General features: G+C 54.8%; 16 protein-coding genes. 13 read left to right on the plus strand and 3 right to left on the minus strand.

Translation table 11 applies throughout. The features are described from left to right. Positions 1 to 194: 194 nt before the first annotated feature. Entirely contained in the window at positions 195 to 1,085 is an 891-nt protein-coding gene (gene nadC / locus ACN28R_RS23280) for a carboxylating nicotinate-nucleotide diphosphorylase (RefSeq protein ID WP_048637510.1), read from the minus strand. A 406-nt stretch (positions 1,086 to 1,491) separates the two neighbouring features. Between nadC and ampD the strand changes: the two genes are divergently transcribed. The 7 genes from ampD to ACN28R_RS23315 all read left to right on the plus strand — a co-directional run bounded on the left by ampD (position 1,492) and on the right by ACN28R_RS23315 (position 10,010). Further along, complete coding sequence (ampD, locus tag ACN28R_RS23285) at positions 1,492 to 2,067, plus strand: 1,6-anhydro-N-acetylmuramyl-L-alanine amidase AmpD (RefSeq protein WP_095835610.1); 576 nt, start codon at positions 1,492 to 1,494, stop codon at positions 2,065 to 2,067. Further along, complete coding sequence (gene ampE, locus ACN28R_RS23290; protein ID WP_048637512.1) at positions 2,064 to 2,918, plus strand: beta-lactamase regulator AmpE; 855 nt, start codon at positions 2,064 to 2,066, stop codon at positions 2,916 to 2,918. The genes ampD and ampE overlap by 4 nt, the downstream gene beginning before the upstream one ends. Positions 2,919 to 3,332: 414 nt before the next feature. Further along, positions 3,333 to 5,945 (plus strand): type VI secretion system Vgr family protein, encoded by a 2,613-nt coding sequence (locus tag ACN28R_RS23295; protein ID WP_095835611.1) that lies wholly within the window; start codon positions 3,333 to 3,335, stop codon positions 5,943 to 5,945. After that, the gene (locus ACN28R_RS23300) at positions 5,942 to 7,270 is read left to right on the plus strand and encodes a VRR-NUC domain-containing protein (protein ID WP_095835612.1); all 1,329 of its coding nucleotides are present in this window, start codon (positions 5,942 to 5,944) and stop codon (positions 7,268 to 7,270) included. The genes ACN28R_RS23295 and ACN28R_RS23300 overlap by 4 nt, the downstream gene beginning before the upstream one ends. A gap of 16 nt (positions 7,271 to 7,286) precedes the next feature. Then, positions 7,287 to 8,522, plus strand: a complete 1,236-nt coding sequence (locus tag ACN28R_RS23305; protein WP_095835613.1) for a type VI immunity family protein — start codon at positions 7,287 to 7,289, stop codon at positions 8,520 to 8,522. Between the two features lie 12 nt (positions 8,523 to 8,534). After that, positions 8,535 to 9,773 (plus strand): type VI immunity family protein, encoded by a 1,239-nt coding sequence (locus tag ACN28R_RS23310; RefSeq protein ID WP_095835614.1) that lies wholly within the window; start codon positions 8,535 to 8,537, stop codon positions 9,771 to 9,773. A 12-nt stretch (positions 9,774 to 9,785) separates the two neighbouring features. Beyond that, entirely contained in the window at positions 9,786 to 10,010 is a 225-nt protein-coding gene (locus ACN28R_RS23315) for a hypothetical protein (RefSeq protein WP_095835615.1), read from the plus strand. Here ACN28R_RS23315 and ACN28R_RS23320 read toward each other — a convergent pair. After that, positions 10,007 to 11,365 carry an amino acid permease gene (locus ACN28R_RS23320; protein ID WP_095835616.1) on the minus strand — a complete coding sequence of 453 codons (1,359 nt, stop codon included), beginning with the start codon at positions 11,363 to 11,365 and terminating at the stop codon, positions 10,007 to 10,009. The two genes, ACN28R_RS23315 and ACN28R_RS23320, sit on opposite strands and share 4 nt — an antisense overlap. A 657-nt stretch (positions 11,366 to 12,022) precedes the next feature. Here ACN28R_RS23320 and pdhR point away from each other — a divergent pair. The 5 genes from pdhR to ACN28R_RS23345 all read left to right on the plus strand — a co-directional run bounded on the left by pdhR (position 12,023) and on the right by ACN28R_RS23345 (position 20,754). Next, complete coding sequence (gene pdhR, locus ACN28R_RS23325) at positions 12,023 to 12,787, plus strand: pyruvate dehydrogenase complex transcriptional repressor PdhR (protein ID WP_048637514.1); 765 nt, start codon at positions 12,023 to 12,025, stop codon at positions 12,785 to 12,787. Between the two features lie 263 nt (positions 12,788 to 13,050). After that, entirely contained in the window at positions 13,051 to 15,714 is a 2,664-nt protein-coding gene (gene aceE / locus ACN28R_RS23330; protein WP_095835618.1) for a pyruvate dehydrogenase (acetyl-transferring), homodimeric type, read from the plus strand. Between the two features lie 14 nt (positions 15,715 to 15,728). Further along, entirely contained in the window at positions 15,729 to 17,609 is a 1,881-nt protein-coding gene (aceF, locus tag ACN28R_RS23335; RefSeq protein WP_095835619.1) for a pyruvate dehydrogenase complex dihydrolipoyllysine-residue acetyltransferase, read from the plus strand. A gap of 273 nt (positions 17,610 to 17,882) precedes the next feature. Then, on the plus strand, positions 17,883 to 19,310 hold the full coding sequence (lpdA, locus tag ACN28R_RS23340; protein ID WP_095835620.1) for a dihydrolipoyl dehydrogenase: 1,428 nt from the start codon (positions 17,883 to 17,885) through the stop codon (positions 19,308 to 19,310). A gap of 271 nt (positions 19,311 to 19,581) precedes the next feature. Continuing rightward, a complete protein-coding gene (locus tag ACN28R_RS23345; protein WP_095835888.1) occupies positions 19,582 to 20,754 on the plus strand; it encodes a dienelactone hydrolase family protein in 1,173 nt (390 codons plus the stop codon). 39 nt (positions 20,755 to 20,793) lie between these two features. Here ACN28R_RS23345 and ACN28R_RS23350 read toward each other — a convergent pair whose 3' ends face one another. Beyond that, positions 20,794 to 21,780 (minus strand): helix-turn-helix transcriptional regulator, encoded by a 987-nt coding sequence (locus ACN28R_RS23350; protein ID WP_095835621.1) that lies wholly within the window; start codon positions 21,778 to 21,780, stop codon positions 20,794 to 20,796. Positions 21,781 to 22,169: 389 nt separating this feature from the next. On the opposite strand from ACN28R_RS23350, the gene ACN28R_RS23355 reads away from it, so the two are divergent. Continuing rightward, the gene (locus ACN28R_RS23355) at positions 22,170 to 24,464 is read left to right on the plus strand and encodes a TonB-dependent siderophore receptor (protein ID WP_095835889.1); all 2,295 of its coding nucleotides are present in this window, start codon (positions 22,170 to 22,172) and stop codon (positions 24,462 to 24,464) included. The last annotated feature ends 75 nt before the right edge of the window (positions 24,465 to 24,539 follow it).

A 24,539-nucleotide genomic window follows, 5' to 3' on the forward strand; every position in this document is an offset into this window, starting at 1 on the left:
AAATTGGTGATTTGCTGATTATTGAATGGCTTTTGCGAGCGGTTTTGCAATAGCAAAAGTGATTTGGCGCAGTGAAAACGCCAGGAGAGGAGAGAGTTGTAACGTGGGGATGCGTCTCTTAAGACGAAACTCTTGATCCCTGATAAACGATGCCGCTCAAGCGCCTGGACGATAAAATCGCCAGGCGAATTTCACTAGAGGAAACGCATCGACAGATCCAATGCGCGGACATGCTTGGTCAGCGCGCCGACGGAAATATAGTCCACGCCGGTTTCTGCATAATCGCGTAACGTCTCTCGTGTTACATTGCCTGATATTTCCAACAGCGATCGGCCCTGGGTGATTTTTACCGCTTCGCGGATATTATCCAGGCTGAAGTTATCCAGCATGATGATGTCCGCACCGGCATCCAGCGCCTGTTGCAACTCATCAAGTGATTCCACTTCCACTTCTATCGGCACGTCATTACGCAGTGAAAAGGCTTTTTCCACCGCCTGTTTGATAGAGCCCGCCGCAATGATGTGGTTTTCCTTAATCAGGAATGCATCAGATAAGCCAAGCCGGTGGTTATCACCGCCGCCGCATGACACAGCATATTTCAGCGCGGTCCGTAATCCTGGCAACGTCTTACGCGTATCAAGCAGGCGGGTACGGGTGCCGGCCAATAAAGCGACGTAATGGCCGACCTCGGTCGCCACGCCGGAAAGCGTTTGCAGAAAATTCAGCGCGGTCCGTTCACCCGTCAAAAGCTGTTTAGCGGAACCGGTTATATCGCACAAGGTTTGCCCAGGCGCGATGACATCGCCATCGGCAACGCGCCAGGTAATGGATGTTGCCCCGCCCAGTTGGGAGAAAACCTCCTCAAGCCAGCGTTTACCGCAGAAGATGCCGGTTTCACGGGTAATAATACGCGCATGAGCCTGGATATTATCCGGTAATAATCGGGCGGTAATATCCTGGGAGGCATCGGCAACGCCGCCCAAATCTTCACTTAACGCCAGTTGAACACTGGCGGGGATATCCTGCGCAATACGGTTGAGCAGGTCGGTTTGGCGTTGCTCCTGGCTGTAGCGACGTGTTGTCATCACAAAAACTCCGACGGGGATCCGGGGCTATATGCTATCTTGTTTAGGTCATGACATCCAGAATGAATATTCATTATAATTCAATTAATTAGATAAAATTAATAACGTGCGATGCTAGCCGCCGCCAGGTGTACGGGCTTGATTCTCGTCAGTGAGTAATAGAACGGGACGATTAAGGCGACTGCGTCAGGGGATTGGCGGGAATCGAACGAATGCCGCTATTCAAGACGTTTTATCGCGTTATGCCAATGTGTGGGGAAAGCAATAAACCTTTTTATATCCAGTTGGTTAGGCATGATGTTGATAATCATGGTAATCTGTGGGGGATAGTTTTTTTGTTAAACATTGTTCCACTTGACAGCACCTTATTCAGCCCGGCAAACGACAAGATGCGAGGTTATCGCCGATGCTTTTGGAAAATGGCTGGTTATCTGAAATAAAGCACGTACCTTCGCCACACTGTGATAGTCGTCCTAACGATGAAGCGCCATCTCTGCTGGTGATCCACAACATCAGCTTGCCGCCGGGGGAGTTTGGCGGTCCTTACATCGATCAATTATTTACCGCGACGCTGGATCCGGCAGCGCATCCTTATTTTCCCGATATCAGTCACTTACGTGTGTCCGCGCACTGTCTGATTCGTCGCGACGGGCAAATTATTCAGTACGTGCCTTTCCATCAGCGAGCCTGGCATGCGGGCGTTTCCGTGTTTGAAGGCCGTGAGCGGTGTAACGATTTTTCCATTGGCATCGAACTGGAAGGAACGGATACGTTACCTTTTACTACAAAACAATATTCTCAACTGGTGGCGATAACCCGGCTGTTGATCGGCGCTTATCCTATTACGCCGTCGCGAATTACAGGACACAGTGATATTGCCCCCGGACGTAAAACCGATCCCGGTCCGGCTTTTGATTGGGATTTATATCACCGTCTGTTACAGGAAAACTGTATAGAGAACGAAGGGAGTATAAAACGATGACGCTGTTTACATTGTTGCTGGTATTGGCGTGGGAGCGTCTGTTCAAACAGGGCGAGCGTTGGCAGCTGGATCACCGTCTTGAGGCTGTGTTTCGCCATCTATCTTCTCCTTCTTTATGGCAAACTCTGTTCCTGACGCTTTGCTGCATGGGCGCGGTGGCCATCTTGTTATGGCTGGCTGAGGGGCTTTTATTCGGTCTGGTTCTACTACTGTTGTGGATTGTTATCTGTTTGATGTGTATCGGCGCCGGGAGCGTTCGCCAGCACTATCGACGCTATCTGCAAGCGGCTCAGAACGGTGAATCCGACGCTAGCCGGGAAATGGCGTCGGAGTTGGCGTTAATTCACGGCTTACCCGTAGGGGCCGGAGAACAAGAGCGGCTAAAAGAGCTTCAGAACGCGCTGCTGTGGATTAACTTTCGCTTTTATTTAGCGCCTTTGTTTTGGTTTACCGTGGCCGGTCCTTATGGCCCCGTCGCCGTGGCGGGCTATGCTTTTTTACGTGCCCGGCAAACCTGGCTGGCGCGTAACCATACGCCTCTGGCGCGCGCGCAATCCGGCATTGATTCATTGCTGCATTGGCTTGACTGGATCCCGGTGCGTTTGGCCGGCGTGGCTTATGCTTTGCTGGGGCATGGCGAGAAGGCATTACCGGCATGGTTCGCCTCTCTTGGCGATTACCGCAGTTCGCAATACTGGGTTTTGACTCAGTTGGCGCAATATTCGCTGGCGCGCGAACCTCATATCGATCCCGTCGAAACGCCAAGGGCGGCGGTAGCGCTGGCGAAGAAAGTTACGTTGGTGCTGGTGGTCGTGGTGGCTTTACTGACGATTTATGGCGCGCTGGTGTAAAGCGGGAAGAGAAAGAAAAACGGCCGGCGCGGGACGGCTTAATCACCCCGTACCCAGGGGCTTGTAGCTGAATGATGTCTGCCTCCCTGCCGGTGTTCATGACCGCGATTTGAGCCGCTAGTGACGGAATACGCGTCTTATCCCTGAGACTCGGTCTGTCGGCGTAAAATCTTGGTTTATGACTGGCGGAGGCGCTTACCGAATTTACTTTGATTATCAGACGGAATCGAAGCGCCCTTGTTTCGTTTGATCCTTTATCTTGAAATAGTAATAATCAATATTATTGTTCATTTAATGATTTGATTTAAAAGAATATTTATACGATTTTGCTGTTAAATTTTCTTGCGGGCTTGTGTTTTTTTTCGGCATAATCGGTTCCGAAAGTTTCTCGATGGACATGAAACAGGGAACCGCATGAAGCACAATTTCTCGACACCCGCGACTTTTTCTTCTTTATCTACAACGCTCGCCCGCTATCAACTGTCCGTGTCCGGCAGAACCGACCTGGACGTGGAGTCCTTTAGCGCCAGCGAGGGGCTGAGCCAGACCTATTGCTACCAGATAACCTTTACCAGCGGCAGCGATATCGCCCCCGGCGAGATGCTGTTGCAGGACGCCACCTTTACCTTCAACGCGCCGGGCGTCACGCTCGGCGATGTGGCGCTGCCTGCGGCCTCGGCGCGTGCGGTGCACGGGGTGGTGACGCAGTTTCAGCGGCTGTCGGCGTCGGCGGACGAGGTGCGCTATCAGCTGACGCTGGAGCCGCGGCTGGCGTTGCTGGCCAATGCCGGGCGGCCGGCGATATACCAGAACCAGTCGGTGCCGGAGATAGTCGAGCAGATATTGCGCCGGCAGCATCAGTTCGAAGGCTGGCAGTTCGAGTTCCGCCTGCGCAACCGCTACCCGCCGCGTGAGCAGGTGATGCAGTGGCAGGAGAGCGACCGGGCGTTTATCGACCGGCTGCTGGCGGAAGTGGGCATCTGGTATCGCTTCGAGATGGACGCGCGGCTGAAAAGGGAAGTGGTGATTTTCGCCGACGACCAGCAGTTCTACCAGTTTGACGTGAGCCTGCCGCTGCGCAGTCCGTCGGGAATGAACGACAACGGGGTGGAGTCGGTATGGGGGCTGAGCTCGGCGCATCAGGTGGTCAGCCAGTCGGTGCGGGTGAAGGATTACAACTACCGCCAGGCGCGAGACGGCCTGCAGACCGAAGCGGAGGTGAGCGGCGGCGGGGAGAGCACTTACGGGCAGGTGTACCGCTACGGCGACAACTATCTGACGCTGGGCGGCGAAAGCGGTGAGTCGGGCGGAGAGACGGCGGAAGGGGGCGATTTCTACGCGCGGCTGCGCCACGAACGGCTGCTGAATAATCAGCATCAACTGAGCGGGAAGAGCAATGCCTCAACGCTGGCGCCGGGACAGATGCTGGAAATCGCGGGTAGCGTGCCGGCGATATTCGCCAAAGGGATAGTCATCACCACTATCAGCGCCGGCGCGCGGCGCGACAGCAGCTATACGCTGACGTTTAGCGGCATTCCCTATAGCGAAACGGTGGGATTCCGTCCTACCCCCAAAGCGCGGCCGAGGATAGCGGGGACGCTGCCGGCGCGGGTAACGAGCATTACCGCGGGCGACACTTACGCGCATCTGGACAAGATGGGGCGTTACCGGGTGAAGTTCGACTTCGACCTGGATAACTGGAAGACGGGTTACGAAAGCCTGTGGGTGCGTCTCGCTAAACCCTACAGCGGCGACACCTGCGGCATGCACCTGCCGCTGCTGGCGGGAACGGAGGTGGCGATAGCGTTTGAAGAGGGCAACCCGGACCGGCCGTATATCGCCTGTGCGCTGCATGACTCACGGCACCCGGACCATGTGACGCAGGCGAACAACAAACGCAACGTTATCCGCACGCCGGCCAACAACAAGCTGCGGATGGAAGACGAGCGGGGCAAGGAGCATATCAAGCTGTCGACCGAGTACGGCGGCAAGTCGCAGTTGAACCTGGGGCATCTGGTGGACGGCAGCCGCGAGCAGCGGGGGGAAGGGTTTGAGCTGCGCACCGACCAGTGGGGGGCGATACGGGCGGGGAAAGGGATTTTCATCAGCGCAGAGGGACGGGAGCGCGCCGGTTCCGAACAGCTGGACATGCAGGAAGCGATAGCGCAGTTGGAGAATGCCCGGTCGGAAGCGCAAGGGCTGCGGCATGCGGCGCAGGCGGCGAGGGCGGAGCTGGCGGATATCGAGAAGCAGACGGCGCTGCTGAATGAGACGCTGAAGGCGCTGAAACAGCAGGCGGTGCTGATATCGGCGCCGTCGGGGATAGCGCAGGTGACGCCGGGGAGCGTGCAGTTGTCGGCGGGCGAGAATCTGATAGCCACGAGCGGAGCGGACGGGGATATCGGCATCGGCAAATCGTTTCGTGTGGCGGTGAGGGAGACGCTGAGTCTGTTTGCGCAGCGGCTGGGAATAAAGCTGCTGGCGGCGGCGGGCAAGGTGGAGGTGCAGGCGCAGAGCGATGCCATGGACCTGCTGGCGCAAAAACAGCTGACGGTGGCGAGTCAGGACGACAGGGTGGTGGTGACGGCGAAGACGGAACTGCTGCTGAACTGCGGCGGGGGGTATATCCGGCTTAAGGATGGTCAGATTGAACTGGGGGCGTCGAATAATGTGCTGCTTAAGACACCGGTGGTGCAGCGGATGAGCGCCGCCAGCCTGAATGTACCACTGCCCAATATGCCGCAGGCCGATGGTTACAGTGAACACTTTATTATCAGGGATCAGGCGACGGGCGAACCCCTTGCGGGCGTCCCCTATTCCATTGCTTACCAGCAACAGCAAATAACGGGCATCAGCGATGAACAGGGTAAAACCATTGCCGTGTATAGCCGGCAACCCGATCTTTTGACATTACAGCCGCATATTGAACAAGTTAATCGCGAGTGCCTGAACGTTAGCTATTGGGATGATGCAACCCCGTTGAAAATCGACTTTTCCCGCACAGATAAAAAGGATGAAGCCAAATGAGTACAGGGAAGAAAACCGCCACGCCGGCCACGGAGAACACGCCTACCGCCACCACGAAGAAAGAGCCGGTCGGCACCGCGGCGCCGGTAACCGATCCGCTGGATCTATGGTATCTGTGCGAGAAAGTGGGCTATGCGCTCAATAACCCGAAAATTCGCTCGGACGGCCAGCCGATGTACCAGCGGGTGGTGACGCAGCTAATTCGGCTGGATGATGAATTGTCCGACTACCACTTTCCCTATATCGGCGAGGTGGGGTACGACATGACGCAAAACCCGCCGAAACCGGTAATGAGCCGGAAGCGGCCCAACTATCCCAGCAGCTTTCCTTTATCCAAATACGCGGCGATTAAACGCGGCCATCAGTGGCGTGTGCGCGGGCTGGCGGGCAGCGATATCGCGGTAGAAGTGGTGAGCGAGTTAATGAGTCTGGATGAGCTGGAAAGCACTCTGACGCCGGACATGCGGCAAAGCGCCGACAAGGCGAAGCCGCTACCTGATGAACTGTCGAAAATATTCAACAAACGTCAGGGGTTATTTCGTATTCCAGATGTGGTGCGGCTGAAAAACCGCATGTTGATTGGCAAACAGGCCTTTAGCCAGCCTAATCTGCATACGGTGATTGAAATCAAGTTTCCAGGGGATAACTTATCAGATAAGCAGCAAAGGGATTATGAATATATCGCGGGAGTCAGGAGAAATTTTCGTTTACTGAAAACGGATACCTGCCAGGTGGATGATAAGGCTAAACGCGAGTGGCTGCGGGACGCCCAAAAAGAGCCGGTCTATCTGCCCATCGGCCTGGCGGGGGCGCGTAACAGGCTGTGCCAGCGCCCGGAGATCGAGGCCTATCCGCTGCTGGAGGGGCTGATCGCCCGTGAGCATCAGCAGGTAAAAGATTATTTTCTGCCTTATTACCCGCCGGTTAGCGCCGGTCCGCGTTTGGAGCCGCTGCCCGATCCGGCAATCGACGCCGCACAGCAACGCCAGCGTCAGAGATCGCGGGCGCAGTTGGAAATGGCGCTGGGCGGGCCGTTTTTCGCTATTTCGGCGGGTGTCGCTGCCGGGGGCGTAGTCACCATCGTCAGCGGGTCGGCGGCGGTGGCAACCGGTAGCGCGGCCAGCGGCAATGGCCTGCTGCTGGGCAAAGCAGCCGGTCAGGTGGTGAGCTATGTGCGCAATATGCTGGCGGGCGGCGCCGCGGCGGGAGCGGGCGGCTATGCCTTTGCCGAACAGCCGGCGGCCCCCGCATCTTACTCGCGGACGTTAACCTTTTTAGACAATCCGGCGCAGCAGCGGCAGGATTACGTCTACTGGCCAGATTAAGCAAAGGAGTCAATAGATGGACTTTTTTACCCGTTTTGAACAGGCGCGCTGGGAATTTACCTATGGCGCGCCGGACAGCCCGGACGAGCATAATGCCTTGCAGGTCGGGTTGGTGGCCTATTTTTACTTGGATAAAGGCTATAGCGACCAGAAACGTCAGGCGATGGCCGAGGTATTGGCGCGCTATGACGCCGAGTTTGGCGATAAACTGCGCTGGGGATACATTGATGATTCTAATAAAGATGAAACTTATAATCGCACGCAGTTACATAAATACCAACAAACAATAATAGATAGGGATGGTGATGATATCGATATGTTGTGGGCTTCGGAGTCAGGGACTTGTTATGCCAGTGATTATTTAATAAAAATTAATTCCCCTGCCGACTGGTTTGAATACGTTCATTATGCCGTTTCTTGCATGCTGTTTTATCTCCCGATCGAAGTATTAAAAGACGGCGGCGATAAACGCTTTGAAGCCTTGTTGCTGGAGTTTTGCCAGCGTTTAAAACCGCTGCACGGTCTGGCCGGTTTGGGTGTACAGCAGTGTTATGAAAGTGAAGAGTACGAACATCTGGAATATGAGATAGGGCAGGAATTTTTGGCCCTTGATATCCCAAACTCCCATACCTGGAAAACCGGGCGTGACGGTATCCGTTCGGTAAACTGGTATACCTTTGTGCAGACCGAATGGCTGGAGAAGCTGGGCGGGGAAGCGGCTTTAGAACGCCAACTGGCCGATACGCGTATCGCTTTGTTGCCCTATAGCGGCGGGGTAATGATCCGGGCGGGGGACTGGCCGGAGCTGGGCTGGGTTAAAGACGATCCCTATCCTGAGCTGTATGTGAAGGTCAATAACGCGCTGAAGCCGATCCGAGCCCCTGAAATCGGTGGAATCCATCATGGCTCCATTTCCGGCGAGATCCGCTTTGATGAAAATTCCACCGCGGCCTGGCTGGCGCGCTTCGATTGTCCCGATGCGCCGCCGGCAAAAGCTGAGCCGGATCCGGTGGCGCAGGAGCCTGTGGATCAGGATCCAGACGCGCGCCGCCAGTTTTTGACTCGGCCCAGCGGCGAACGCTGCCTATACAGTGGTATCTGGAGCACCTATCAGGGCGGGCGTATCGTGCGCCAGCACTTTAGCGAAGGGGATATTTTTCCGCAGTGGCGGGACAGCGAGACGCGAACCCGGGTTATTTACTGGACGCTGATAGAGCGGGACGACGGCATGAGCGCGCAGTTTCCGATGTAGAGAGCGCCGAGAATGGACTTTTTCACCCGTTTTGAACAAGCGCGCTGGGAATTTACCTATGGCGCGCCGGACAGCCCGGAGGAGCATAATGCCTTGCAGGTCGGGCTAGTGGCCTATTTTTACCTGGATAAGGGCTATAGCGACCAGAAGCGTCAAGCGATGGCCGAGGTGTTTGCGCGCTATGACGCCGAGTTCGGCGATAAGCTGCGCTGGGGGTTTTACCGAGATCCTAATAAAGGCGAACCTTACCGTAAACGCACGCTGCAACAAAAGCAGGCACAGATGCTGGCGGAAGACGGCGAGCATATGGATTTCTGGTGGGCCTCGGAAGAGGAAACCACCTATGCCAGTGATTATCTGATTAGCATAATCTCGCCTGCCGACTGGTTTGAGTACGTTCATCATGTCGTTTCTTGCGTGCTGTTTTATCTTCCGATCGAAGTATTAAAAGATGGCGGGAGTAAACGCTTTGAAGCCTTGTTGCTGGAGTTTTGCCAGCGTTTAAAACCGCTGCACGGTCTGGCGGGGTTGGGTGTACAGCAGTGTTATGAAAGTGAAGAATACGAACATCTGGAATATGAAATTGGGCAGGAGTTCTTGGCCATTGATATCCCAAATTCACACACATGGGAAACCGGGCGTGACGGTATTCGTTCGGTAAACTGGTATACCTTTGTACAGACTGAATGGCTGGAAAAACTGGGCGGGGAAGCAACGTTGCAGCGGCAAATGGCCGATCCGCGTATCGCCCTGCTGCCCTATAGCGGCGGGGTAATGATCCGGGCGGGGGACTGGCCGGAGCTGGGCTGGGTTAAAGACGAGCCCTATCCTGAGCTGTATGTGAAGGTCAATAAGGCGTTAAAGCCGATTCGCGCGCCTGAGATTTGCTCTATGGGCTATGGATCTATTGCCGGCGAAATCCGCTTTGATAAAACTTCCACGGCGGCCTGGCTGGCGCGCTTTGACTGTCCCGATGCGCCGCAACCAGAGAAAGCAGAGCCGGATCCGGTGGCGCAGGAGCCTGTGGATCAGGATCCGGACGCGCACCGCCAGTTTTTGACTCGGCCCAGCGGCGAACGCTGCCTATACAGTGGTATCTGGAGCACCTATCAGGGCGGGCGTATCGTGCGCCAGCACTTTAGCGAAGGGGATATTTTTCCGCAGTGGCGGGACAGCGAGACGCGAACCCGGGTTATTTACTGGACGCTGCTGGAGCGTGACGACGGCATGAGCGCGCAGTTTCCGATATAGGGAGCGTCGAGAATGGATTTTTTCACCCGTTTTGAACAGGCGCGCTGGGAGTTTACCTATGGCGCGCCGGACAGCCCGGAGGAGCACAATGCTTTACGTCTCATCAGCATATTTCGCTCGCCGACTGGTTTGCGTCTGTTCATCATGCCGTCTCTTGTGACGGCCATCAGGCTAGTTTGTCAATTATCCGCAATGGCCGACGATATCGGCCATTTTTTTGAGCACCAGGCTAATTAACTCACCCGCTTTTTCTGCTTGATGAAGTAACCCACTCCCAGAATGATCAACCATACCGGTATCAGCAAGACTGATATCCGTATGCCCGGCGTCAGGTACATCACGACCAGCACACCCGCCAGGAACAGCAGACAGATATAGTTGCCCAGCGGATAAAATAGCGCCTTATACTTGGTTACCGTGCCTTCGCTATCTTTCTTCGCCCGGAATTTCAAATGGGCGAGACTGATCATGGCCCAGTTGATCATCAGTGCGGAAACCACCAGCGACATTAATAATTCAAACGCCTTACCGGGAATCAGATAGTTGATCAGTACGCAGAACGCGGTAGCCAGGGCGGAAACGCCAATGGCCACCACAGGAACGCCGCGGCTATCGACAGTGCGCAGTACTTTAGGACCATTGCCCTGTCTGGATAGGCCGTACAGCATGCGGCTGTTGCAATAAACGCAGCTGTTGTAAACCGACAGCGCGGCAGTCAGCACCACAATATTCAGCACGGTCGCCACCACGTTGCTGTTCAGTTCATGGAAGATCATCACGAAAGGACTACCGCCTTCCACGACTTTGCCCCATGGATAAAGCGACAGCAGGATGGTCAGCGAACCGATATAAAAGATCAGAATACGGTAGATAACCTGATTTGTGGCGCGTGGAATACTCTTTTCCGGATTATCCGCTTCTGCCGCCGTGATCCCGACTAACTCCAGCCCGCCGAACGAGAACATGATCACGGCCATCGCCATCAACAACCCGGTCGTGCCGTTCGGGAAGAAGCCGCCCTGCGCCCATAGGTTAGTGACCGTCGCTTCCGGGCCGCCGGTGCCGCTAATCAACAACCAGCCGCCAAACACGATCATGCCGATAATGGCCGCCACTTTGATGATGGCGAACCAGAATTCCATTTCACCGTAAATTTTGACGTTCGCCAGATTAATGGCGTTAACCACCAGAAAGAAGACGGCGGCGGAAACCCAGGTGGGGATATCGGGCCACCAATACTGCACATAGATTCCCACCGCGCTGAGCTCGGCCATGGCGACCAATACATACAGAACCCAATAGTTCCAGCCAGAGGCAAAACCGGCAAAGTCCCCCCAGTACTTATAAGCAAAATGGCTGAAGGAACCGGCCACCGGCTCTTCTACCACCATTTCCCCAAGTTGACGCATGATAAGAAAGGCGATCAGCCCTCCGATGGCGTACCCTAAAATAACTGACGGTCCAGCCATTTTTATCGTTTGAGCAATTCCGAGAAAAAGCCCGGTACCCACCGCGCCACCCAGGGCAATCAACTGAATATGACGGTTTTTTAAGCCACGCTTTAACGTTCCGTCTTGTTGTTGACCATCCATTAATTTAACCCTCTAGCCCATTGTTAACAAAAACGTACTGCCTCCTGAAAAAGCGCAGCGTATTTGTGTGGTTACGTTCGTGTAATTTTATTTTTACGATAAAGCGCTAACTATTACTCACGCGCCTCTACCGTTTGTCAGAGAATAGTGGCAAGCAAAAAAGATTGCACTGATTTCTTGACGGTCCATAAAAGAAAAATCGTAGCCACATCAACGTCTCACTCGTGGGCCGACCATGGCGATCGCCGGAGCGCGTTTTGGCGTTCCGTTTTTTATCTTGTTTTTTTACCTTTCCGCCGCGAATTTGCCAATTGACCGTGATAATTGCTCCGGTGAATGACCTAATCTTGGGGTTGGTGTGAATTAAAATTCAAAATAAATGAATTTTAATTCACTATTGTCGTTGTTTAAACGGTTCAGCACCACCTGTTTTTCGTTTCATTAAAGTTAAAACATCAGCAAAGGGATCAATGGCAATCCCTCCGATGTACTATTACTTTGCCTTACATTCTTCGTGCATTTGTTAAAATCTGAGGAGATTGGTGATTTTACTCAACGTCCTTATGGACAGAAGGTGAATAATTTGTTACTTTAGCGTCACGTTTTTAAATTGGTATTACCAATTGACTCCGCGCCATTCGCAGAGATGAATCCACCATGGCATACAGCAAGATCCGTCAACCCAAACTGTCAGATGTGATTGAGCAGCAACTGGAGTTTTTGATTCTTGAGGGAACCTTGCGCCCCGGCGAGAAACTGCCTCCTGAGCGTGAACTGGCCAAACAGTTCGATGTTTCCCGCCCTTCTCTGAGAGAAGCCATTCAACGCCTGGAAGCCAAAGGGTTACTTTTGCGCCGTCAGGGTGGCGGTACCTTCGTTCAGGCCAATCTATGGCAAAGCGTCAGCGATCCGCTGGCGGAATTACTGAGCAATCATCCCGAATCGCAATTTGATCTGCTGGAAACCCGCCACGCGCTGGAAGGCATTGCCGCCTATTATGCGGCTTTACGCGGAACTGAATCGGATCTGCAACGTATCCGCGACTGTCATGCGGTTATTCAGCAGGCCAGAGATGCCGGTGATTTGGCGGCGGAGTCCGAAGCGGTTATGCAGTATCAGATAGCCGTAACGGAAGCGACCCATAATGTGGTGTTGCTGCACCTGCTGCGCTGCATGGGGCCGATGCTTGAACAGAATGTCAGACAGAATTTTGAATTGCTTTATCTAAGCCGGGAAGTGCTGGCGCAGGTGAGCATTCATCGCGCCGGGATTTTTGAGGCGATTGTCGCCCGCGAGCCAGAAAAGGCGCGCGAGGCTTCACATCGCCATCTGGCGTTTATTGAGGAAGTATTGCTGGATCTTAACCGGGAAAATAGCCGACGAGAAAGGTCATTACGCCGGCTCCAGCAACGCAAGGATTGAGCGTCCTATACCCTAAATAATTCGAGTTGCAGGAAGGCTGCGGCACAGAGAATCCCCAGGAACTTACATGGATAAGCGGCTGGGGGAACGAGGAAAGCCAACGCGCATGCAACCTGAAGGATGGCGGGGATTTTGGGGACGCTGAATACGGCGACTACGACGATGAGCCTGTCTTCGTGTGTTTTATCCAGATTTCAACTGGGCCAGAGCACAGGAAGACAGGCTCCAACAAACTAACTTATTAGAGAAGATAAGGAATAACCATGTCAGATCGTTTAAATAATGACGTGGATCCGATCGAAACCCGCGACTGGCTGCAGGCGATCGAATCGGTCATCCGTGAAGAGGGTGTTGAGCGCGCTCAGTTCCTGATTGATCAGGTATTGGGCGAAGCGCGTAAAGGCGGGGTAAGCGTTGCCGCCGGCAGCGCTGCAAGCCAATACATCAACACCATCGCAGTGGAAGATGAACCGCAATATCCGGGCGATCTGAACCTGGAGCGCCACATTCGTTCAGCAATTCGCTGGAATGCGGTAATGACGGTGCTGCGTGCTTCGAAAAAAGATCTGGAACTGGGTGGTCACATGGCTTCTTTCCAGTCTTCCGCCACCTTCTATGAAGTGTGTTTTAACCATTTCTTCCGTGCGCGCAACGAACAAGACGGCGGCGATCTGGTTTACTTCCAGGGTCACATCTCTCCCGGCATTTATGCCCGCGCCTTCCTTGAAGGCCGTCTGACTGAAGAGCAGATGAACAACTTCCGTCAGGAAGTGCATGGTAAAGGTCTGTCTTCTTATCCTCACCCGAAACTGATGCCGGAATTCTGGCAGTTCCCGACCGTTTCCATGGGCCTGGGGCCGATTGGTGCAATCTATCAGGCCAAGTTCCTGAAATACCTTGAGCACCGCGGCCTGAAAAATACCTCTCAACAAACCGTTTACGCTTTCCTGGGCGACGGTGAAATGGACGAACCGGAATCCAAAGGCGCGATCACCATCGCGACTCGCGAAAAGCTGGATAACCTGGTCTTCGTTATCAACTGTAACCTGCAACGTCTTGATGGCCCGGTTACCGGTAATGGCAAGATCATTAACGAACTGGAAGGCATCTTCGGCGGCGCCGGCTGGGAAGTGATCAAGGTTATCTGGGGCGGACGTTGGGACGAACTGCTGCGTAAAGATACCAGCGGCAAACTGATCCAACTGATGAATGAAACCGTCGACGGCGACTATCAGACCTTCAAATCCAAAAACGGCGCCTATGTACGCGAGCACTTCTTCGGTAAATATCCGGAAACCGCGGCGCTGGTGAAAGACTGGACCGACGATCAGATCTGGGCATTGAACCGTGGTGGCCACGATCCGAAGAAAGTCTATGCCGCGCTGAAAAAAGCGCAGGAAACCAAAGGCAAGCCGATTGTTATTCTGGCGCATACCATTAAAGGTTATGGTATGGGCGAAGCGGCGGAAGGTAAGAACATCGCTCACCAGGTTAAGAAAATCAACATGGAAGGCGTGCGTTATTTCCGCGATCGCTTCAACGTGCCGGTCAGCGATGAGAACGTCGAAAAACTGCCGTTCATTACTTTCGATAAAGACTCCGCAGAATACAAATACCTGCACGAACGTCGTCAGGCGCTGGAAGGCTACCTGCCGACCCGTCAGCCGAAATTCAGCGAAACGCTGGAATTGCCGACGCTGGAAGACTTCGGTCCTTTGCTGGAAGAGCAGAACAAAGAGATCTCTACCACCATCGCTTTCGTTCGCGCCCTGAACGTGATGTTGAAGAACAAGTCGATCAAAGATCGTCTGGTGCCGATCATTGCCGATGAAGCGCGTACCTTCGGTATGGAAGGTCTGTTCCGTCAGATCGGGATTTACAGCCCGAACGGTCAGCAGTACACCCCGCAGGACCGCGAACAGGTCGCCTACTATAAAGAAGACGAGAAAGGCCAGATCCTGCAGGAAGGGATCAACGAACTGGGCGCCGGCGCATCCTGGCTGGCGGCGGCAACGTCATACAGCACCAACGACCTGCCGATGATTCCGTTCTATATCTACTACTCCATGTTCGGTTTCCAACGTATCGGCGACCTGTGCTGGGCGGCAGGCGATCAGCAGGCGCGCGGCTTCCTGATCGGCGGGACTTCCGGCCGTACTACGCTGAACGGCGAAGGGTTGCAGCATGAAGACGGCCACAGCCACATTCAGTCGCTGACCATCCCAAACTGCATTTCTTACGATCCGGCCTATGCTTACGAAGTCGCCGTCATCATGCATGACGGTCTGCACCGTATGTATGGCGAAGCGCAGGAAAACATTTACTACTACATCACCACGCTGAACGAAAACTACCACATGCCTGCCATGCCGCAGGGGGCGGAAGAGGGTATCCGTAAGGGTATCTACAAGCTGGAAACGATTGACGGCAGCAAAGGCAAAGTACAGCTGCTGGGCTCCGGCTCTATTCTGCGTCACGTGCGTGAAGCGGCGCAGATCCTGGCGAAAGACTACGGTATCGGTTCCGATGTCTTCAGCGTGACTTCCTTCACCGAACTGGCTCGTGATGGTCAGGACTGCGAACGCTGGAACATGCTGCACCCAACCGAAGAACCACGTGTTCCTTATGTGGCTCAGGTATTGAGCGAAGCGCCTGCCGTTGCGTCAACCGACTACATGAAGCTGTTCGCTGAGCAAATTCGCAACTTCATCCCGGCCAGTGACTATCGCGTCTTGGGAACTGACGGTTTCGGTCGTTCCGACAGCCGTGAGAATCTGCGTCATCACTTTGAAGTGGATGCGTCTTACGTTGTGGTTGCGGCCCTAGGTGAACTGGCCAAACGTGGTGAAATCGACAAGAAAGTGGTTGCTGACGCGATTGCCAAATTCGAGATCGATGCAGATAAAGTTAACCCGCGTCTGGCATAAGAGGTAAAGATTACATGGCTATCGAAATCAACGTACCGGATATCGGTGCAGATGAAGTTGAAGTCACCGAAGTGCTGGTGAAGGTGGGCGACAAGGTTGAAGCTGAGCAGTCGCTGATCACCGTAGAAGGCGATAAAGCCTCTATGGAAGTGCCTTCTCCTCAGGCCGGTGTGGTTAAAGAGATCAAGGTTTCCGTCGGCGACAAAGTGGAAACCGGCAAACTGATTATGATTTTCGATTCCGCCGACGGCGCGGCTGACGCTGCGCCTGCCAAGGCTGAAGAGAAGAAAGAAGACGCCAAACCGGCTGCCGCCGCGGCCAGCGCCAGCAAAGAAGTCAACGTACCGGACATCGGCGACGATGAAGTTGAAGTCACCGAGGTGCTGGTTAAAGTGGGCGACAGCGTGGCGGCCGAGCAATCTTTGATCACCGTTGAAGGCGACAAGGCCTCCATGGAAGTGCCGGCGCCGTTCGCGGGCGTGGTTAAAGAGATCAAAATCAATACCGGCGACAAAGTGAAAACCGGCTCGCTGATTATGGTATTCGAAGTCGCGGGCGCGGCTGCTGCTGCACCGGCGGCGGCGAAGGAAGAAACCCAGGCGGCTCCGGCTGCCAGCGGCGCGCCTGTCGCCAAAGAAGTCAACGTGCCGGACATCGGCGGTGACGAAGTCGAAGTCACTGAGGTGATGGTTAAAGTGGGCGACAAAATCGCCGCAGAACAATCACTGATCACGGTTGAAGGCGACAAGGCTTCCATGGAAGTGCCGGCGCCGTTCGCGGGCGTGGTCAAAGAGATCAAAATCAATACCGGCGACAAAGTGAAAACCGGCTCGCCGATCATGATCTTTGAGGTCGAGGGCGCAGCCCCGGCGGCCGCCCCTGCCGCCAAGCAGGAAGCCGCCGCCCCGGCGAAGCAAGCCGAAGACGCACCTGCCGCGAAAGCGGAAGCGAAAGGCGAATTCGCCGAGAACGACGCTTACGTGCACGCGACGCCGGTTATCCGCCGTCTGGCCCGTGAGTTTGGCGTGAATCTGGCTAAGGTGAAGGGCACCGGTCGTAAAGGCCGTATCCTGCGCGAAGACGTTCAGGCTTACGTGAAAGAGGCGATCAAGCGTGCCGAATCCGCGCCTGCCGCCACCGGCGGCGGTCTGCCGGGTATGTTGCCGTGGCCGAAAGTCGACTTCAGCAAATTCGGTGAAATCGAAGAAGTCGAACTGGGTCGTATCCAGAAAATCTCCGGCGCCAACCTGAGCCGTAACTGGGTGATGATCCCGCACGTTACGCATTTCGACAAAACGGATATCACCGAGCTGGAAGCGTTCCGTAAACAGCAGAACGTAGAAGCCGAGAAGCGTAAACTGGACGTGAAGATCACCCCGGTTGTATTCATCATGAAAGCTGTCGCCGCTGCTCTTGAGCAGATGCCGCGTTTCAACAGCTCGCTGTCCGAAGATGGCCAACGTCTGACGCTGAAGAAATACATCAACATCGGCGTTGCGGTTGATACCCCGAATGGTCTGGTGGTTCCGGTGTTCAAAGACGTGAACAAGAAAGGCATCGTCGAGCTGTCGCGCGAACTGATGACGATCTCCAAGAAAGCCCGTGACGGTAAGTTGACCGCAGGCGAAATGCAGGGGGGATGCTTCACTATCTCCAGCATCGGCGGCCTGGGTACGACGCATTTCGCACCGATTGTCAACGCGCCGGAAGTGGCTATCCTGGGTGTGTCCAAGTCAGCGATGGAACCGGTCTGGAACGGTAAAGAGTTTACGCCGCGGCTGATGATGCCGATCTCTCTGTCCTTCGACCACCGTGTCATTGACGGCGCTGATGGCGCGCGCTTTATTACCATCATCAACAACACGCTGTCTGACATTCGCCGTCTGGTGATGTAACCGTAAAGGCTGGCCTTACGGCCGGCCTTTTTGTTAACGTCAGTGTTGCTAAGCATATTAGGCTTCTAAAAGTACCGATCGTTGGGGGTTTGAAGCATAAATGTTATTAGGCGGCACTGTTGAGACACTTTTCATTCGCTGGTGATTTGCAGGTTGTTAACAATTATGTAAACTGCTGGCAATGAAAGCGTCCCGGTGGATGAAGGGCGTACTTAAATTAACTCGCCATAAGAATGTCGTCTGGCCGCCGGACAAACAAAACATGAGGTCATGATGAGTACTGAAATTAAAGCTCAGGTGGTGGTACTTGGTGCCGGCCCTGCAGGTTATTCGGCTGCATTTCGTTGTGCGGACTTAGGCCTGGAAACCGTGCTGGTGGAACGCTACTCCACGCTGGGTGGCGTGTGTCTGAACGTGGGTTGTATCCCTTCCAAAGCCTTGCTGCACGTCGCTAAAGTGATTGAAGAAGCGAAAGCGCTGGCAGAGCACGGTATTGTATTCGGTGAACCTAAAACCGATATTGATAAAATTCGCTTGTGGAAAGAGAAAGTTATCAATCAGCTGACCGGCGGCCTGTCCGGTATGGCGAAGGCACGTAAAGTTAAAGTGGTTACTGGTCTGGGTAAATTCACCGGCGCCAATACTCTGGTTGTCGACGGCGAAAATGGTCACACAACGATCAATTTCGAAAACGCGATCATTGCCGCCGGTTCCCGCCCAATCCAACTGCCGTTTATTCCGCATGACGATCCGCGCGTGTGGGATTCCACCGCGGCGCTGGAACTGAAAAACGTTCCGGAACGCCTGCTGATTATGGGCGGCGGCATCATCGGTCTGGAAATGGGGACCGTGTACCATGCTCTGGGTTCTCAGATCGACGTGGTTGAAATGTTCGATCAGGTGATTCCGGCCGCGGATAAAGATATCGTCAAGGTCTTCACCAAACGTATCAGCAAGCAGTTTACGCTAATGCTGGAAACCAAAGTGACGGCGGTTGAAGCCAAAGAAGATGGTATCTACGTCACGATGGAAGGTAAAAAAGCGCCGGCTGAACCGCAGCGTTATGACGCGGTGCTGGTGGCGATCGGTCGCGTGCCTAACGGTAAGCAACTGGATGCCGGTCAGGCGGGCGTTGAGGTGGACGAGCGCGGCTTTATCCGCGTTGATAAGCAGATGCGCACCAACGTGCCGCACATTTATGCGATTGGCGATATCGTCGGTCAGCCGATGCTGGCGCACAAGGGCGTTCATGAAGGGCACGTTGCCGCTGAAGTTATCGCCGGTAAGAAACACTACTTCGATCCGAAAGTGATTCCTTCCATTGCCTATACCGAGCCGGAAGTCGCCTGGGTCGGGCTGACCGAAAAAGAAGCGAAAGAGAAAGGCATCAGCTATGAAACGGCGACTTTCCCGTGGGCGGCGTCTGGCCGTGCCATCGCTTCCGACTGTTCGGACGGTATGACCAAACTGATTTTCGACAAAGAGACGCACCGTGTTATCGGCGGGGCGGTTGTCGGCACCAACGGCGGTGAACTGTTAGGTGAAATCGGTCTGGCGATTGAGATGGGTTGTGATGCCGAAGATATCGCGCTGACCATCCATGCTCACCCGACGCTGCATGAATCCGTTGGTCTGGCGGCTGAAATTTACGAAGGCAGCATCACCGACCTGCCGAACCCGAAAGCGAAGAAGAAAAAGTAATTTTGTTCGCTTTCCAACCGAGTGAATCCAATCCGACGCCGTAAAGGCGCCGGATTTTTTTTGCCGCTGCCTGGTTACTGGCGGTTTTACTGATCAGCCCTTTACTGACGGCGTACTAGATGATCCCTTACTCTCAGCCAGTGACGAATCAGTCGGCCGGCGGGATTTTTTTCGCCGGTTGCGCGGAATGTGGCGGCGGCCCGGTTATTTGTTGCGCGACGCTTTACAATTTTGTCTCAAAGAAAAACAACGTCTTATCTTTGGGGCTATTATGACGTACATTTCACGACGAGCGCCGTTCTGGTTGTTGGCGGCCAGCCTGATCACTCCTTCACTTATGGCACATGACATGACGCATCAAACTTCGGCGGTGACGGATGACGCGTTGCCGGTGTTTTATCCTCAGCTTAAGCAGCGTATGACCTACCCGGATTCCTGGTTGGTGAGTGAGCATGTTCGCTTCGAGGACTGGAAGCATCATGCCCGCCAGACGTTGCGCGCTGCGCTGCTGACGCCTGATTCGACCCGCGCTTTCGCGCCGCAACCGCTTGCCCGGCAGGATCGCGGCAGCTATCTGGCGGAGAAAGTCGCGTTTAACCTGACGGATGAAAGCCGGGTCAGCGCATTGCTGTTGACGCCTAAAACGCCTGGACCTCATCCGGCGGTGATCCTGCTGCACGATCACGGATCGAAATTCGATATTGGTAAAGAGAAAGTGATCAAACCGTGGGGAAACGAAGAACAGCTTGCTTCCGCACAGGCGTGGGCCGATCAGTTTTTCTCCGGGCGCTTTATTGGCGATGAGCTGGCGAAACGCGGCTATGTGGTGCTGGCGGTGGACGCGCTGGGCTGGGGCGATCGCGGGCCGATGCAATACGAACGGCAGCAGGCGCTGGCGAGCAACTTCTTCAATCTGGGGCGTTCACTGGCGGGTCTGATGGCCTATGAGGATATGCGAGCCGCGGATTTTCTGGCTTCGCTGCCGCAGGTGGATGAAGCGCGTATCGGCGCGCTCGGGTTTTCCATGGGCGCGTACCGCGCCTGGCAACTGGCGGCGTTGTCCGACAGGATCGCCGCTACGGCGGCGGTATCGTGGATCGGCACCTATAACGGGCTGATGACGCCGGGGAATAACGTGCTGCGCGGCCAGTCGGCCTTTTATATGCTGCATCCCGGACTGTCCGCGCGCCTGGATTTTCCTGATGTCGCCAGCATTGCCGCACCCAACCCGATGCTGTTTTTCAACGGCGATGCCGATCGCCTATTCCCGATCGGTTCGGTGCGGGAAGCGTATGACAAAATGCGCCGCGTCTGGCATTCGCAGCAGGCGGACGCCAAACTGGAAACCAAACTCTGGCCGCAACGGGGTCATGTATTCGAGCAAGAACAGCAGGAAGCCGTGTTTAGCTGGCTGGATCGCTGGCTTGTCCCGGTGGAGGACTAATCGCGGTGTGGTTCCCCGGCCTGCTTAACGGCATTCGCCTCAGAACCGGTTTTTGATCTGTCCCGGCGTGATGCTGAACGCGCGACGCAGGGCGGTAGTAAAGTTGGCCGTGCTATTGTAGCCGGCGATGCTGGCGGCCTGGGAAATACCGATACCGTCTTTTTGCAACGCCAGCATGGCGCGTTGCAAGCGGCAGTTTCTCAGGTATTCAAACACGGTCAGGTTGAATGTCTGGCGAAAGTGGCGTTGCAGCGTGCTTTCACTCATATTGACGCTTTTGGCGATTTCAGCGATGGAAAGCTGGTCGGCGCTTCCGCTTTCCAGCATATCCCTGACCTGCTGGATGCGGTGATGAGTGCGCAAGTTGACGCCGGGCGCGCTTTTATCCTGTATCGCGTGGCGGGTAAGTGAATCGAAGGCTTCAATAATCAACATCATGCACTGGCTTTCCAGATACAGACGCTGTAGAGGCGTATGGCAGGGGCCTGCATTCAGAATCTGCCAGGCGATGGCCAGCGCCTGACGCGAAGGCGTCCATAAATGGGTGGAAAGATGGGTCTGTGTGAAGTTATAAATAGCTTGCCAGTCGTCGACGCTATCCAGCAGGTTACCGTATAGCCATTCCCGGCTAAAGGTGAGCGAAACGGTGCGTTCGTATTCATCTCGTTTGCCGTTACGGCTGAATTGCGTGGGCTCGGTCAGTGAAATCAGCGACGCCGGCTGGTGATTTCCCAGATGTAACAGCTTTTCATCATAGGTAATATGCGCGACGCCGTTTACCACAATCGCCAGTTTGATCGCCCCATTCAGCACGCTCTGCGTCTTCATGTTGTGCAGGTTGATTACATCCGCCGTATGCAAAATCAGATCGCGATTCAGTTGTATCACATCGAAATTGCCAAACAGTACGGGAGTATCGTCGATCAATCTCGGTCCAAGCAGACGGTAGTCATTTGAGACCAGACTTGACTGCTGGACGATGTGACTCTTATAAATCGATTTCGATGACGGCACATGATTTTGCATGATATCCCCTTACATTGTCTGGTTATCGTCCGCCATTTTGCCGTTCTCGCAAAACAATTTGCTGTTTACGCAAAACCAGCCCTAAAAAACAAATGTAACAATGACTGACCAAAACAGGTAATGCAAATACTTCTCAGTAGCATTTTTTGTTGACGGTCGGTAAGGCGCGGGCGGGAATTTTTGTCCGCGTGAGCGGTTTTCGCAACAGATAGCGGGGTTACTTGAACCGTCGCTGATGTATTTCTGTTCGATAGCCGCCCAATGATACGACAGGCTTGTCTCCACAAAGTATGGACGCCGTTTACGGCAATAAATGAAGCCTGTCAGCGCTTGCCCCTGTCAACATCCGCGGTCTTTCAAATTATGATTCTACAGGGCGATTTTAAATGATGAGATTACCACCACGTCACTACCTGGCGACGTTTATCGGGTTGAGCTGTGCGGCCATGCCTTTGATGACAGGAGCCGAGACGCCGGCGGCCGCCACCCAGCAAACCCAGCAGGACACGGCATCTGATTCTTCTGACACTATCGTGGTGACCGCCGCTGAGCAAACGCGTCAGGCGCCGGGCGTATCGACGATCACCGCGGAGGATATCAGTAAACGTCCGCCGGCCAACGATCTGTCTGAACTGATCCGCACCATGCCGGGGGTGAATCTTACCGGAAACTCCACCAGCGGTCAGCGCGGGAATAATCGTCAGATCGATATCCGCGGCATGGGGCCGGAAAATACGCTGATTCTGGTGGACGGCAAACCGGTTTCCAGCCGCAATTCCGTGCGTTATGGCTGGCGCGGCGAGCGCGACACCCGCGGCGACGCCAACTGGGTGCCGGCGGATCTGGTGGATCGCATCGAAGTGCTGCGCGGTCCGGCGGCGGCCCGTTACGGTAACGGCGCGGCGGGCGGGGTGGTGAATATCATCACCAAGCAGCCGACGCAGGAGTGGCATGGCAGTTGGAACACCTATTTCAACGCGCCGCAGCATAAGTCGGAAGGGGCGACCAAGCGCACCGATTTCAGCTTGATGGGCGGCCTGACCGATAACCTGAGCCTGCGCCTGTACGGTAATCTCAACAAGACGCAGGCGGACGCCCGCGATATCAATGAAGCGTATAAATCGGAGCGGACAGGCAGCTACGCCAGCTCCGTGCCGGCTGGCCGCGAGGGAGTACGCAACAAGGATCTCAACGCGCTGTTGCGCTGGGATATCACCGAACAGCAGTCGCTGGAGTTTGAGGCCGGCGTCAGCCGTCAGGGCAACATCTACGCGGGTGATACCCAGAATACCAACAGCAATGCGCTGGTGGTCGGTAATTATGGTCGTGAAACCAATCGTATGTACCGGCAGAACTTCGCCGTAACCCATCGCGGCTATTGGGATAACGGCGTCAGTTCCACTTCCTATCTGCAATATGAGCGTACGCATAATACCCGCATTGCGGAAGGGCTGGCGGGCGGGGTTGAAGGGATCTTCGATACCACAGCTCCGAACGAATACCGGACCATCAAGCTGGATACCCTGACCGGCCATAGCGAGGTGAATATCCCGTTTGAGGCGTATTTCAACCAGACCGCCACCCTCGGCATGGAGGTATCGGATCAGCGCATGAAGGATCCGGCCTCCACGTCCTATGACATCTCGGCGATCGGCGCTATTGAGGGCTATGCCAGCAACAACCGCGACAGCAATATCGATGCGCAAATCTTCTCGCTGTTCGCCGAGGACAACGTCGAACTGACGCAAAGCACCATGCTGACGCCGGCGCTGCGTTTCGATCACCACAGCATTGTGGGGAATCACTGGAGTCCGTCGCTGAACCTGTCGCAGGGGCTGGGCGAGGATTTCACTCTGAAAATGGGTATCGCCGCCGCTTACAAAGCGCCCAACCTCTACCAGCTCAACCCTAACTATCTGCTCTACAGCAGAGGGCAGGGGTGCTATCTGATTAACGGCGCCAGCAATAACTGCTATCTGATCGGCAATGAAGATTTGAAGGCGGAAACCAGCATCAACAAGGAGATCGGCATCGAGTTCAAGCGCAACGGCTACCAGGCCGGCATCACCTACTTCCGCAACGACTACCGCAACAAGATCGAAGCCGGGCTGGTGCCGACAGGCACCACCACCAACGGCACCACCAACGTCTTCCAGTGGGAAAATATTCCCCGGGCGCTGGTGGAAGGGCTGGAAGGCACAGTGAATATTCCGGTGACGGAAACCCTCCAGTGGAACAACAACCTCACCTGGATGCTGCGTTCGAAGAACAAAACCACCGGGGATTATCTGTCCATTACCCCCGAGTTTACTCTGAACTCGTCGCTGAATTGGCAGGCAACCGAGGATCTTTCTTTCCTGACCGACCTGACCTGGTACGGCCGACAGAAACCGAAGAAGTATAACTATCGCGGCCTTCCGGCATCAGGCGGGGAACTGACCGAACTCAGCCCGTACGCCATTGTCGGCCTGAGCTCCACCTATCGGTTCAACAAGCACCTTAGCTTGACCGGCGGGGTGAATAACCTGTTCGATAAGCGGTTGTTCCGCAAAGGCAACGCCTCGGCCGGCTGTACGGTGGCCGCCGACGGCAGTTGCAGCGCCATCACTATCGGCGGCGCCGGAGCGGCTACCTACAACGAACCGGGCCGCACTTTCTTCTTGAGCGTGAATACCTCGTTCTGACGATCGTAAAGGCGGCGCGAAAGAGCGCGCCGTGTTAAGCGTCAATCGTTTCCGGTGCGGGCCTGTTGCCCCACC

Source organism: Brenneria goodwinii (assembly GCF_002291445.1).
In the GTDB taxonomy this organism is placed as follows: Bacteria; Pseudomonadota; Gammaproteobacteria; order Enterobacterales; family Enterobacteriaceae; genus Brenneria; species Brenneria goodwinii.

Excerpts from the sequence above, each read along its gene's own strand:
- nadC (WP_048637510.1), bottom strand. The coding sequence starts at position 1,085 with ATGACAACACGTCGCTACAGCCAGGAGCAACGCCAAACCGACCTGCTC.
- ampD (WP_095835610.1), top strand. The coding sequence starts at position 1,492 with ATGCTTTTGGAAAATGGCTGGTTATCTGAAATAAAGCACGTACCTTCG.
- ampE (WP_048637512.1), top strand. The coding sequence starts at position 2,064 with ATGACGCTGTTTACATTGTTGCTGGTATTGGCGTGGGAGCGTCTGTTC.
- ACN28R_RS23295 (WP_095835611.1), top strand. The coding sequence starts at position 3,333 with ATGAAGCACAATTTCTCGACACCCGCGACTTTTTCTTCTTTATCTACA.
- ACN28R_RS23300 (WP_095835612.1), top strand. The coding sequence starts at position 5,942 with ATGAGTACAGGGAAGAAAACCGCCACGCCGGCCACGGAGAACACGCCT.
- ACN28R_RS23305 (WP_095835613.1), top strand. The coding sequence starts at position 7,287 with ATGGACTTTTTTACCCGTTTTGAACAGGCGCGCTGGGAATTTACCTAT.
- ACN28R_RS23310 (WP_095835614.1), top strand. The coding sequence starts at position 8,535 with ATGGACTTTTTCACCCGTTTTGAACAAGCGCGCTGGGAATTTACCTAT.
- ACN28R_RS23315 (WP_095835615.1), top strand. The coding sequence starts at position 9,786 with ATGGATTTTTTCACCCGTTTTGAACAGGCGCGCTGGGAGTTTACCTAT.
- ACN28R_RS23320 (WP_095835616.1), bottom strand. The coding sequence starts at position 11,365 with ATGGATGGTCAACAACAAGACGGAACGTTAAAGCGTGGCTTAAAAAAC.
- pdhR (WP_048637514.1), top strand. The coding sequence starts at position 12,023 with ATGGCATACAGCAAGATCCGTCAACCCAAACTGTCAGATGTGATTGAG.
- aceE (WP_095835618.1), top strand. The coding sequence starts at position 13,051 with ATGTCAGATCGTTTAAATAATGACGTGGATCCGATCGAAACCCGCGAC.
- aceF (WP_095835619.1), top strand. The coding sequence starts at position 15,729 with ATGGCTATCGAAATCAACGTACCGGATATCGGTGCAGATGAAGTTGAA.
- lpdA (WP_095835620.1), top strand. The coding sequence starts at position 17,883 with ATGAGTACTGAAATTAAAGCTCAGGTGGTGGTACTTGGTGCCGGCCCT.
- ACN28R_RS23345 (WP_095835888.1), top strand. The coding sequence starts at position 19,582 with ATGACGTACATTTCACGACGAGCGCCGTTCTGGTTGTTGGCGGCCAGC.
- ACN28R_RS23350 (WP_095835621.1), bottom strand. The coding sequence starts at position 21,780 with ATGCAAAATCATGTGCCGTCATCGAAATCGATTTATAAGAGTCACATC.
- ACN28R_RS23355 (WP_095835889.1), top strand. The coding sequence starts at position 22,170 with ATGAGATTACCACCACGTCACTACCTGGCGACGTTTATCGGGTTGAGC.